The sequence below is a fragment of the Cyclobacterium lianum genome (assembly GCF_900143075.1).
GTDB classification, from domain to species: Bacteria; Bacteroidota; Bacteroidia; order Cytophagales; family Cyclobacteriaceae; genus Cyclobacterium; species Cyclobacterium lianum.
This window is the reverse complement of record NZ_FRCY01000004.1, coordinates 345669-357588: the sequence shown is the minus strand read 5'-3', so window position 1 is coordinate 357588 and position 11920 is coordinate 345669. Positions and strand designations below refer to the sequence as shown.

At 45.3% G+C, this 11920-nt stretch carries 12 protein-coding genes; 1 reads left to right on the top strand and 11 read right to left on the bottom strand.

Annotated features, from left to right (window positions below; translation table 11 throughout):
• Positions 1 to 132 precede the first annotated feature (132 nt).
• The 5 genes from BUB19_RS08625 to argS form a co-directional block, all read right to left on the bottom strand.
• Positions 133 to 489 (bottom strand): translation initiation factor, encoded by a 357-nt coding sequence (locus BUB19_RS08625; RefSeq protein WP_073094095.1) that lies wholly within the window; start codon positions 487 to 489, stop codon positions 133 to 135.
• Positions 490 to 498: 9 nt separating this feature from the next.
• Complete coding sequence (locus tag BUB19_RS08620; protein WP_073094094.1) at positions 499 to 1350, bottom strand: universal stress protein; 852 nt, start codon at positions 1348 to 1350, stop codon at positions 499 to 501.
• Between the two features lie 81 nt (positions 1351 to 1431).
• Complete coding sequence (locus BUB19_RS08615; protein WP_073094093.1) at positions 1432 to 2337, bottom strand: 1,4-dihydroxy-2-naphthoate polyprenyltransferase; 906 nt, start codon at positions 2335 to 2337, stop codon at positions 1432 to 1434.
• Between the two features lie 91 nt (positions 2338 to 2428).
• Positions 2429 to 3034 carry a glutathione peroxidase gene (locus BUB19_RS08610; protein ID WP_084097116.1) on the bottom strand — a complete coding sequence of 202 codons (606 nt, stop codon included), beginning with the start codon at positions 3032 to 3034 and terminating at the stop codon, positions 2429 to 2431.
• 2 nt (positions 3035 to 3036) lie between these two features.
• Positions 3037 to 4827 carry an arginine--tRNA ligase gene (gene argS / locus BUB19_RS08605; RefSeq protein ID WP_073094092.1) on the bottom strand — a complete coding sequence of 597 codons (1791 nt, stop codon included), beginning with the start codon at positions 4825 to 4827 and terminating at the stop codon, positions 3037 to 3039.
• A gap of 575 nt (positions 4828 to 5402) precedes the next feature.
• Here argS and BUB19_RS08600 point away from each other — a divergent pair.
• Positions 5403 to 5723: a hypothetical protein gene (locus BUB19_RS08600; protein ID WP_143155967.1), complete on the top strand. Its 321-nt coding sequence runs from the start codon at positions 5403 to 5405 to the stop codon at positions 5721 to 5723.
• 181 nt (positions 5724 to 5904) lie between these two features.
• On the opposite strand, the gene BUB19_RS08595 is transcribed toward BUB19_RS08600, so the two are convergent.
• The 6 genes from BUB19_RS08595 to BUB19_RS08570 all read right to left on the bottom strand — a co-directional run bounded on the left by BUB19_RS08595 (position 5905) and on the right by BUB19_RS08570 (position 11804).
• Positions 5905 to 6843, bottom strand: coding sequence for a DUF6807 family protein (locus BUB19_RS08595; protein WP_073094090.1), 939 nt, complete (start codon positions 6841 to 6843; stop codon positions 5905 to 5907).
• Between the two features lie 123 nt (positions 6844 to 6966).
• The gene (locus BUB19_RS08590; RefSeq protein WP_073094247.1) at positions 6967 to 7935 is read right to left on the bottom strand and encodes a transketolase family protein; all 969 of its coding nucleotides are present in this window, start codon (positions 7933 to 7935) and stop codon (positions 6967 to 6969) included.
• Between the two features lie 35 nt (positions 7936 to 7970).
• Positions 7971 to 8822 (bottom strand): transketolase, encoded by an 852-nt coding sequence (locus BUB19_RS08585; protein ID WP_073094089.1) that lies wholly within the window; start codon positions 8820 to 8822, stop codon positions 7971 to 7973.
• Positions 8823 to 8832: 10 nt separating this feature from the next.
• Positions 8833 to 9282 (bottom strand): thioredoxin-dependent thiol peroxidase, encoded by a 450-nt coding sequence (gene bcp, locus BUB19_RS08580; RefSeq protein WP_073094088.1) that lies wholly within the window; start codon positions 9280 to 9282, stop codon positions 8833 to 8835.
• Between the two features lie 55 nt (positions 9283 to 9337).
• Entirely contained in the window at positions 9338 to 11206 is a 1869-nt protein-coding gene (locus BUB19_RS08575; protein WP_073094246.1) for a M23 family metallopeptidase, read from the bottom strand.
• Positions 11193 to 11804, bottom strand: coding sequence for a fumarylacetoacetate hydrolase family protein (locus BUB19_RS08570; protein ID WP_073094245.1), 612 nt, complete (start codon positions 11802 to 11804; stop codon positions 11193 to 11195). The genes BUB19_RS08575 and BUB19_RS08570 overlap by 14 nt, the downstream gene beginning before the upstream one ends.
• Between the last annotated feature and the right edge of the window lie 116 nt (positions 11805 to 11920).

Sequence of the window (11920 nt, the reverse complement as noted above, 5' to 3'; positions counted from 1 at the left end):
ATAAAAGTACAGTGATTTTATGTCCGGCGTGAAAAAATTCGTTTAACATGTAAAAGTGGTCGGTGAACCTCTGCTATCCGGGGTTAAAAATTAACAGAGATGCGCCTTTAAAAAATAAAAAAATCCGAAAGCTTAGCCCCCGGATTTTTTTGCTTTGTATCCTTGCTGAAGTAAATGTTCCAAAACCTTTTCCCGTTGATCACCCTGAATGATAATCTCTCCTTCTTTGGTATTGCCGCCTACACCGCATCTGGCTTTCAGTGCTTTCCCCAATGATTTGAGGTCCGCTTCACTGCCGGTGAAGCCGGTAACCAAGGTGACTTGTTTGCCTCCTCTGGATTTTTTATCCAGCATTACTCTCAAATGTTGTTGTGCAGGAGGGAGGGTTTCCTCAGGTTCCGGTTGCTGATCGTCAAAATCAAAATTGTCTGAAGTGGAGTAAACGACCCCATCTCTGTGCTTCCAGCTATTGTCTTTTTTTCTACCCATAAAAATGATCTACTTTTTAAACTTCATGGTCCAAACCGGCCTTTTGGCGCTGTTGACGACATCCTCCGCAATGCTGCCGCTAAGGAGATGCAGAAATCCGGTCCTGCCGTGGGTGGCCATCGCGATCAGGTCAGCATCGACTTCATCTGCAAACTCGATGATTCCTTCTTCCTCTGAATCGGCATTGTAGATATCAATCTGCACATTTTCCAGCTTGTTTGCCTTTACAAAATCATTGATCCGTTCAAAGGAGATTTTTGATTTTTCAAAAGAATTTGGTGTATTGATCTTGACCAATCTGATCTGGGCTTCGAGCAGCTCCTGAAAATCCTTGAGCTGTTTCATCACCTTTTTGCTATCCTCACTGAAATCACTTGCAAATACAATTGTATTGAGATCGTCTGCATTCAGTGGACTTTTTACGGTGATGACGGGGCATTTGGAGTGACGGACCACTTTCTCGGTATTTGAACCGATCAATAGCTCCTCCAGTCCACTGGATCCTTTTGAGCCCATGATGACCAGATCTGCCTTGACCGCTGTGATCTCACTGGAAATACCAGCATAGGGGTTGCCAAACAGCAGGTTGGTGCTAAACTGGTATGGCTTCACGGCATGCGCTTCTTCCAACTTTTTAAATTGATCTTTCCGTTTCTCTACCAGGTCCACCATGTAGATTTTGTCGATAAAATTATCTTCCATGTTGATTTCCCCCATGGTATTAAAATGCTGGGCAGTGGGAATTTCTATCACATGAACCAATTTTAATTTGCACGAGGCTTTGGAGGCGAGTTGCTGCGCAAACTGGAAGGCATTTTCTGCTTCTTCCGAAAAATCATAAGGTACTAAAATGCTTTTCATCTTTGCTTCGAACCGTTTAAGTTGATAATGTAGGGAAATTACAAAAATATCAACAGGATTGGTAAAAAATGGTCAAATTGTTTAAAAAATCAACCAGCCCAATCCAAAAAACAAAACGCAGAGAAAGGTCGACCCGGCCATAACTTTCAAATAGGGGTCCAGCTTTTCGGGAGAATTAAATTTTTCCATGGCCCAGCCGGTCCTGAGTATCATTGGTGTAGCCAGCAGAAAGAATAGTCCACCCCAGGCCTGCTCCATAACAACAAAAACCAAAATAAGGAGCAATGCGGCGATCAATAGGAACCAGTGATACCAGGTGGCCGCCCTTTTTCCAATTCTTACCGGAATGGAGCGCTTTCCGGCAGCCTGGTCTGATTGGATGTCCCGCACATTATTGATGTTCAGCACGGCTGTACTCAGCAATCCTACTGCAGAAGCAGGCAGCCACAACATGGCATCAAAAGCCTGGGTATGCAGGTAGAAAGTTCCCATGACACCCAGCCAGCCAAAAAACAAAAAAACAGCCAGGTCTCCGAGTCCCGCATATCCATAAGGCTTGCTGCCAGAGGTGTACGTAATGGCAGCTAAAATCGCCAAAATACCCATTCCCATGAACAATAGAAATTTAAGGGGATCTTCCAGGGACACAAACAACAGGCCGATGCCGCTAAACAGGGATAGTATTGCAAAAATCAGCATGGCCGATTTCATTTCGGAAAGGGTAATCACTCCGGATTGCACTGCCCGAACCGGCCCAAGCCTGCCGGAGTGGTCTGCACCATTAACGCTGTCTCCATAGTCGTTGGCCAGATTTGACAACACCTGAAGCAGGGTGGTGGTGAGCGCCGCAAGTAAAAAAACCGACCACCGAAAACCGGAGGTCTGAAATGCAATTACACTTCCCATCAGGATACTCGAAAGGGCCAGAGGAAGCGTTCTCAATCTCATGGCATGAATCCATGCCTGTCTTTTGCTAAAAGTAGTCAAGGGTCAGAAACAGATGTTCGCTGGAAATTCAATAGTTAGATTTTTCCTTTGTTTCAGGAAATTTGCTCGTTTAATTCTGTAGGATTTGTTATCAGGATTTGATCAATGCGATGATCTCCTCGTCCATGGGTTTTACGGAAGAAGGAAAAAATTTGATAAGCTCTCCTTTTTCACTGACAAAGTATTTGCAGAAATTCCAGGATGGCTCTGTATTGTTCCACCCGTTCATGCTTTTATCCGAAAGCCAGCGGTACAAAGGATGCTTGTCTACACCTTTTACAGATATCTTCTCAAAGATGGGAAACGTGACACCATAATTTTCAGTACAGAAGCTTTTAATATCTTCATTGCTACCGGGCTCCTGACCGCCGAAATTGTTGGCCGGAAATGCCAGAATGGTGATCTGATCCTTGTAAGTCTCATACAACTCCTGCAATGCTGCATATTGGGGCGTATATCCGCATTTGGAAGCTACATTAACTATGAGCAGCTTTTTTCCTTTGAAAGAAGAAAAATCTACCGGATTACCGTCGATGTCATTCATCGTGAATTCGTAAAAATCTTTTCTTACATCCATAAGGTCTATTTTTGAAATGATTTCCGCATCCGGGTATTCCCGGGATACCGACTGCAGGTTGGATTGGGCCGATACCAGTGCCAGTAAGGCTAAACAGAGAAAAGCGAATGTTGTTTTCATAGCTACATTTTTTGGGGAACATCTATACCAAGTAAACCCATGCCAGACTTAATTGTTTTGGCTACCTGGGCAGATAATGCTACCCTGAATGCCTGTTCCTCAGCCTGGGTTTCGCTAAATATAGGCAATTCTGCATAAAACCGATTATACTCCTTTGCCAAATCAAATAAATATTGGGCGATTAGGGCAGGAGATAATTCTTCGGCCGCTGCAGCAATTTTATTGCTGTAGTCATTCAACTGAAAAATCAGACTTTGTTCGACAGTTTCCAATGAAAGGTAGTTCCGGCATCGGGCTGCTGAATAATCCAGTTCGATTTGAGCTGCCTTTCTCAGGATGGCAGCTATCCTGGCATGGGTGTATTGAATAAACGGACCGGTGTTGCCCTGAAATTCTATAGACTCCTGGGGGTTGAATAGCATCCGCTTTTTAGGATCTACCTTTAAAAGGAAATACTTAAGAGCTCCCAGACCCAGTATCTCGTACAGGGCTTCGGCCTCCTCGAGGCTAAAGCCTTCGATTTTACCCAATTCCTGCGTGTGCTCCCGGGCGGTATTTATCATTTCAGCCATCAGGTCATCTGCATCTACCACTGTCCCTTCCCGAGATTTCATTTTACCCGAAGGCAGATCCACCATCCCATAGGACAGGTGATATAGTCCGTTTGCATAGGGGCGACCCAGCTTCCTCATGATCTTAAACAATACCTCAAAATGATAATCCTGCTCGTTTCCCACAACATATACTGATTTATCAATCTGATGATCCCTGTACTTAAGATCCGCTGTGCCCATGTCCTGGGTCATGTACACAGAAGTGCCATCTGCCCGTAAAATCAACTTTTCGTCTAAACCTTCTTCACTGAGATCTGCCCATACAGAACCGTTTTCCTTTTTAAAAAAAACACCTTTTTCCAGGCCCTCCGAAACAATATCCTTTCCCAACAGATAGGTGTCTGATTCATAGTAATACTGGTCAAAATCCACCCCCATTTGTCGGTAGGTTGCCTCAAAACCCTGGTAAACCCAGCCGTTTAGTTTTTTCCACAGTCCAACCGTTTCGGGATCGCCCGCTTCCCAATCGACCAGCATCTGCTGGGCTTCCTCCATCCAGGGGGCGGCTTTTTTGGCACCCTCTTCCTGCATGCCTGCATCCATCAATTCCCGGACTTGTCTCTTGTATTCCTTATCAAACAGCACATAGTATTTTCCTACCAGATGGTCTCCTTTTATACCGGCTGTTTCGGGGGTCTCGCCATTGCCCAATTTACTGTAGGCGACCATGGACTTGCAGATATGTATGCCACGGTCATTTACCAGATTGGCTTTAATTACCTCATAGCCGTAAGCTTTTAGAATCCTGGCGATCGAAAATCCCAGAAAATTGTTTCTAAGGTGTCCCAGGTGCAGCGGTTTGTTGGTATTGGGAGAACTGTATTCGACCATCACCCTACTTTCTTTCTGAGGGAAGCTGCCGATTTCTTTTTTCAGATACAATTCCTCAAACAACCGGATCCAGTAGGCAGGAGATAGGGAAATATTTAAAAAACCTTTGACTACGTTAAAAGCGCTCACTTCGCTCAGGTGTTTCAAAAGATAATTGCCAATTTTTTCACCACTGGCTTCGGGAGAGCTTTTGGTTAGCTTTAAAAAGGGAAACATGACAAAGGTATAGGTCCCCTCAAACTCCTTTCGTGTAGCTTGCAGAAGGAGGCTATCCGGATCCACTTTCTGATCAAAAAGGTCGTGAAACGCGCTGGCTAAGGTATTCGTTAAGGCTTTCTGGATATCCATTATAGAGCTAAATTATTGGAGCGCAAATATAGGACATTCCCATGAAAGACCGGAAGCCAGCCCCATTAAATCTCCCAATGAAGTATATAGTGCTGTGGTTTTCGGCAAATGGCTCCAAACAGTAATCGAGATGATCATTCCGCAAAGGGAATTCCCAGAGAAAATTGCAGGGAATTTGGTTTTTAGCTTTATGGGTAGCTTTACGGTCTTTGTAAATCGCTATGTCCGGTCATTGGTAAATTTCACCTTTTGTCAGCAATATTTACTGTTCATGTTCCGGACTGCACTTTAATCCAAAGATGATTTTTGCGAAATATCGGATTTGATGACTGTATTCATTTACACTTTGGGGTGCTTAATCCACACTAATCGGTATACTATAAAATGACTGATTTTTTTTCCATTTGGGCTGATTTTCAAAAAATCGGTTTTAAATGCTGTTAAACCCCTGTTTTTTATAAGAAAAATACTTAAAAATTATTTGGCATAGCATTTGGGTAAGTATAATTGAAAATAATATTTAAATAGTATTGTTTTCAACCAACTATTATTTAACACCATAAAATGAAAACGTTATGAAAAAGTTAATGTTGTCCCTTGCAGCAATGAGCCTTTTGGCCTTTGCCGGGATCAATGCCGAGACAGTAAAATCTGTAGATCAGGTGATGGTTCAGGAAACCACCAAAATCGATCCGGAAAGTCTTCCGGAAAAGGTAAAAGAGGCCATCCAAAATGATGAGGCAGTAAAAAACCTTAAAATAAAAGAGGCCCATCAGGTCATGGAAGATGCTGCTGTATTTTACCTGGTAAAATTTGAAGGCGAAACTCCTGAAGGAGAAGTAGAGAAGAAGTATGATAACATGGGTAAAGAAGTGAAAGAAGAACCCGTCAAATAGTTTTAAAACCAATTTTTGAAACAAATAACCAACTTAAAGGCAACGGTCATTGATCGTTGCCTTTTTTCGATCTGTTCCGAATCAGGTTTTATAGGCTGCTCCCGGACAGACGGAAAAATAGCTGATGGAGTTGATTTTTTCGTCCTCCGCGGACAGATGATATGCAAAAATCCCGTTCAAATCAATTTTGATTCCTGAAAATCCGGTATTGATTGGAGATTTCCTGTTTTTCCATGCCTTGATGAATCAAAAGTTGATTTCTAAACCGCAAAAGAGGATTCTTTCGGCTTAGCAATATCGGTTCCCTCCCAGGGAAGGCCATATTTTGCATGCTGTTTTCGGATCTCAGGATCCAACCCTGGTAGGAGGGAAGCTGATCTGGTTCGCCCATGATCACTACTCCGGGATCAGTTGCCTTTTCCATGGTTACATTAACCCAGGGTCCTGCATTGATGGCCAGTTCGGCCGGTACCAGGGGTCCGTTTTCATCAAAAAATCCAGGATTGCTACTCAGTTTGATTCGGGGAGAAAAACCGCCGTAGCCTTTCGGATCTTCAGATCCTCCCAGTCTGACTTCTTGTAACAGTGGCCTTAAGCTAATGTCAAAAGCCAGTTTATATGCCCGCGAAGAAATCCTTTGGTAAGTTACTATCAGCGTTTCTTCGAGTATATTTTTTTTGATGGCTCCGGTACCTTTCCAGATTATTCTGGCCTCCAGGCGGGCAGCGCCATTGGGGTGGATGCCGGTTTTTACGTTTTTGACCTCCCAGGTGATGTTTTCGCAAATCCAGGGGTCTGCTGCCCGCTGGTCTTTTACCCATAGCTGGTGCCAGGTCCAGAAAACTCCCCGGTGGTGGGGATGATCTTCCGGAAAGTCTTCGGTGATGACCTCTCCGTCGACATCGTAGAGCGGGTGAATGTAGTTTGCCCTGGGGTATTTCCCGTCGAGGGATTTGGTGGCGGTTTGGTAAAAGTACCTTGGCTCGCCTTCGTCCAGCAGCAGCCAGCCGTCGGATTGTTGCTCAAAGGTGAGGGTCTGCGCATTCGATCCGGTATACAAAAAGAAAAACAGGCAACATGCGCAGCATGCTTTACGAACTGAGTGGTGGATAATTTTCATGGATGAGCCGATGGAGTTTATCTAAAAATAATGCTTTGGATTAGCATAACCTAATTTGCTATTCCATAAAAAAAGCGGAAAAGGAACTACTCCTTTTCCGCTCGAAACAAAAGTTGACAATATCTATTTTCTGGAAATGGCTTTTTTCACCGCTTTTACAATATTAGCTGCGTTCAGTCCATATTTTTCCAGCAGATCTACCGGCTTGCCTGATTCACCAAAAGAGTCATCTACGCCGACGAATTCCTGCGGTGCGGGATTGTTACGGATAAGGGTCTGGGCGATGCTGTCACCCAGTCCACCATTGAGCTGGTGTTCTTCCGCAGTAACAGCGCAGCCGGTTTTGGCCACAGATGCAAGAACTGCCTCTGTATCCAAAGGCTTGATGGTGTGGATGTTGATCAACTCCACAGAGATGCCTTCTTCCCGCAACATGGCTTCCGCTACCACGGCTTCCCACACCAGGTGCCCCGTCGCAAAAAGGCTGACATCCTTTCCTTCAATCATTTTCCAGGCTTTTCCTATTTCAAATTTCTGGTCGGCAGGAGTGAAGATGGGCCAACTGGGCCGGCCAAAGCGCAGGTACACCGGTCCCTCGTAGTCTGCTATCGCCAGGGTAGCTGCCTTGGTCTGGTTGTAATCGCAGGGATTGATTACCGTCATGTTGGGCAGCATTTTCATCATGCCCATATCTTCCAGTATCTGGTGGGTAGCACCATCCTCTCCAAGAGTAAGTCCGGCATGGGAAGCACAGATTTTTACGTTTTTCTCAGAATATGCGATCGATTGCCGGATCTGGTCATAAACCCTGCCGGTAGAGAAATTGGCAAAGGTACCGGTAAAAGGAATTTTACCGCCTATGGTCATCCCTGCAGCCAGGCCCATCATGTTTGCTTCCGAAATACCTACCTGAAAAAATCGATCTGGGAATTCCTTTTGAAAAGCCCCCATTTTGAGGGAGCCGATAAGGTCTGCGCACAGGCCGACCACATTTTCATTTTTTCTACCGAGCTCCAGAAACCCATCGCCAAATCCGGAACGGGTATCTTTTTTTTCTGTGTAGGTATATTTGGTATCGAGTGTTTTTTCCATTATTCCATTCATTTTATGATCGGGACAAGTCGTCCTTAATAATCTCCAAGGGTTTCTTCAAGTTGAGCCAGTGCCTTTTCCAATTGCTCGTCGTTAGGCGCTACACCGTGCCACTTGTGTGTTCCAACCATAAAATCTACCCCGTAACCCATATCGGTATGGAGCAGGTTAAGCACCGGTTTTCCCTTGCCCAGCAGGCTTTTCGCTTTCTCCAGGGATTGAATTACCTGGCTGATGTCGTTGCCATTTTCGGTGACGATGACTTCCCAGCCAAAAGCTTCCCATTTGGCTTTCAGATCCAGCAGGTTCATGATTTCATGGGTCGGGCCATCGATCTGCTGACCATTGACGTCGATAGATGCAATTAAATTGTCCACTTTGTGGTGGGGAGCACACATGGCGGCCTCCCAAATCTGTCCTTCCTGCTGCTCTCCATCCCCCATCAGCGCATACACGGTACGATTGTCACCGTTCATTTTTTTGCTCAATGCAGCTCCTATCGCTACGGAGAGGCCCTGGCCCAGTGACCCGGATGCTACTCTGATGCCGGGAAGACCTTCTTCAGTGGCCGGATGCCCCTGAAGCCGGCTATTGATTTTTCTAAAAGTAGCCAATTCACCGGTACCGAAATATCCGCTTCGGGCCAGCACACTGTACCAAACCGGAGATATGTGCCCATTGGAAAGAAAAAACAGGTCTTCCCCTGTTCCATCCATATTGAAATCTTTGTTGTGCTTTAACTGGTCAAAATAGAGGGCTACAAAAAATTCTGTACAGCCCAGGGAGGCTCCCGGATGACCTGACTGGCAAGAGTGCACCATCCTCAGTATATCCCTTCTTACCTGAGAGCAAATTGCTTGTAATTTTTCTGTTGAATGTTTTTCCATCGATTTGGAATTATTTGATGATTTGATTGGTGTGTTCTTTGGTTTTTACCTTGGAGATAATATCCTCAATTTTACCTTGCTCATCGATGATAAAGGTGGTCCGGGCAGTACCCATGTATTTTCTGCCATACATGTTTTTTTCAACCCAGGTACCGTACTTTTCATGTACACTTTTGTCCTCGTCGGCGATCAATGGGAAAGGTAAATCGTGCTTTTCAATAAATTTTTTATGGGATTTGCCGGAATCCGAACTGATGCCCAACACTACATAACCCGCTTTTTGCAAAGCTTCGTAGTTATCTCTCAGGTTACAAGCCTGAGCAGTACATCCGGGCGTGTTGTCTTTGGGGTAAAAATACAATACCACCTTTTTGCCTTTGAAATCAGAAAGCCTGATGGGGTTTCCATCCTGGTCAATTGATTCAAAATCCGGTGCAGTCTGGCCTGTTTCTAATGACATGGTTTTTGTTTTTTGGAATGGTAAATTGATTTAAGGCCCTAAATATCGGAATAAATTAAATTTTTCCCCTATAAATGGACTCGTTATTTGCCCGATCCCTGACTTTTAGAATGAGCTCTCCCTTAAGTGCTTTTCCAGAGGGAGGGTCAGACCAGATCACAGCCTGTTTGTGCTCATACCGCATCTGGACCCATTCCCCATCTACCCATGCATTAAAATCGCTGATGCCTGACAAGCCGTCCCGGATCACAAAGCGCATCTGATTCTGGTTGATCCGTATGGGTCGGATGGTGGGTGGCACGGAATCGGTGGCCAGGACAAACTTTCCGAAATTCCGGGTGGAGAAGGTAATGCTGTTGCCTTCCCAACTGCCTCCCTGGAAATTTTTGTAGCCATTGTCATAGAGCAGGTACATGTGTGTCCTGGACTTATCTCCCCGGAAATCGGATGCGTGATAGCTCAGCTCCATGCTGTTCCACAGGTACTCGTAAGGGTCATTGATCGCGATGCCCTGGTGGATCAGATCCTGAACGGGACTGAGCCTGAGGTGCAGGTCATCCAGCAAGGTCTCCTTCTCGAATGATATCGTGACATTGCGATCTGTGTATGTGGTTTGTTGGTTGGCCGGGATAATTGCATTTACTTCGGGGATCACCGTTTCGTTGCAAAGGTCTACAGAGTCTGGCAGGCCGAGCTGCATGTCCCAGAGGTAGGTCCTTTTATTGGTGCCCTCATAGGCAAAGGGTATCTCCATGACATAGCCATTTACATAAAATTTGGCCAGACTGCCATTTTTTGCTTTCGGTGCATTGATGATCAGGTGATTTTCCTGGTAATCCAGGGTTTGATTTCCGGAAGTATAATTGAAATTTCTCAGCAGGACAGGAGCTTCCTCCCCGTAAAAATCAAGTACCAGATCCGTTTCATTGTGATAGGCGTCTTTGAGTTTTACGGTGATCTCTTTGCTGACCCCGGGATCGGCACTGATGGCGCCACTGAAAGCCGAGTCGGGCTCATAAAAGTCAAATTTATTGTTGGGTTTTTTGTACAATCGGGTGTAGCGGTTTCGATAGGTATGTACCAAAATAAATCGTCCCAGGGTAAAATCTACTTCGTTTACCTCAGAGCGGAATATCCGTTGTCCTTCCTCGTAGATTTCATAAACCGGAAATCCGTTCTGGTTATACATTTCGTCCAGTTGGTCGTAGGCCAGTACTTCTATTCCGACCTTTCCGGAAATATTGATGGTAGGGGGTACCCTGAACGCACCGTTATTATAGACCAGGTAAAATTCCTGTCGGCGAAACATGCCATTGACCCTGCTGTGCTGGTCCAGGGGGCTGATGGCTACCCGCCGTACAATTGGAGAAGTGGTATCCTTAATTTCAGCGAAGCCGGCATGCAGGGGATCGATGGCCCGGTTGAGCGAATCTCTGATTTCAAAGTGCAGATGGGGGCCACCAGAGCTGCCGGTGTTGCCTGAGAGGGCGATCACATCTCCTTTTTTAACGGTCAGCTCTCCAGGCTCGGGGAAATATTCCAGTTCGTTTTGCTGCGCTTCATAAATTTTTGATTTCACGTAGCTGGCAATAGGTTCTTCAAAATCACGTAGGTGAGCATAGACGGTGGAGCTGCCATTGGGATGCTTAAGGTAGATGACATTGCCATAGCCAAAAGAGGAAATTTTGACGCGGGACAGGTATCCGTCTGCAGCCGCATAAACCGGAAGTCCCTGCCTTCCTTCCGTTTTGATATCCAGCCCGGTATGAAAGTGGTTGGGCCTGATTTCACCCATATTCCCGGCCAGAAAGTTCTGCTTTCCCGGTTTGATGGGAAAAAGGTAATAGTTTTCTGCTGTCTGGGAAAGCAGTGTGAGGGCAATCAGTAAAAGAAGAACAATGGAAACAGGCTTATTTAACTTCAAAGTCCAGCAATTTTTCATTTTCCAGATAAGCCTCCAGCCGGTCTCCAATATTTATCTTGCCGACTCCTGCTGGTGTGCCGGTAAAAATCAGGTCACCGGTTTTCAGGGTAAAAAACTGTGAAACATAGGCAATGATCACGTCAAAGGGAAAAAGCAGCAGCGAGGTATTGCCGGTTTGCCTGCGTTCACCGTTGATATCCAGGTGAAAATTAATGTCTTCGAGCGATTTAAAATCAGATACAGGTTTGAATTCCCCAATTGGGGCGGAGCCGTTAAAGGCCTTGGCAATTTCCCAGGGCAGGCCTTTGCTTTTGCATTTTTGCTGCAGGTCTCGCGCAGTAAAATCGATGCCTATGCCTATCTGATCAAAATATTTGTGGGCAAACTGCCGCTGAATGTATTTGCCTTCCCTGTTGATTTTGAGCACCAGTTCCACCTCATGATGGATATTTTCAGAGAATTCCGGATGATAGAAGGGCTCGTTATTTTTGAGCAGGGCAGTGTCCGGCTTCATAAAGACTACCGGTTCATCGGGTCTGTCATTTTCCAGCTCTTGTATGTGTGCTGCATAATTTCGGCCAATGGCAATAATTTTCATCTCAATGCTGTTAAAAGAAAGTGCAAAGAAAGGGATAATCAAATGATTTCAAAATCTGGTTTATCTGATCGGTCTATCCGGGCAAGCAGGGAGGAGGGAGGTAGGCTGCTGGCTCA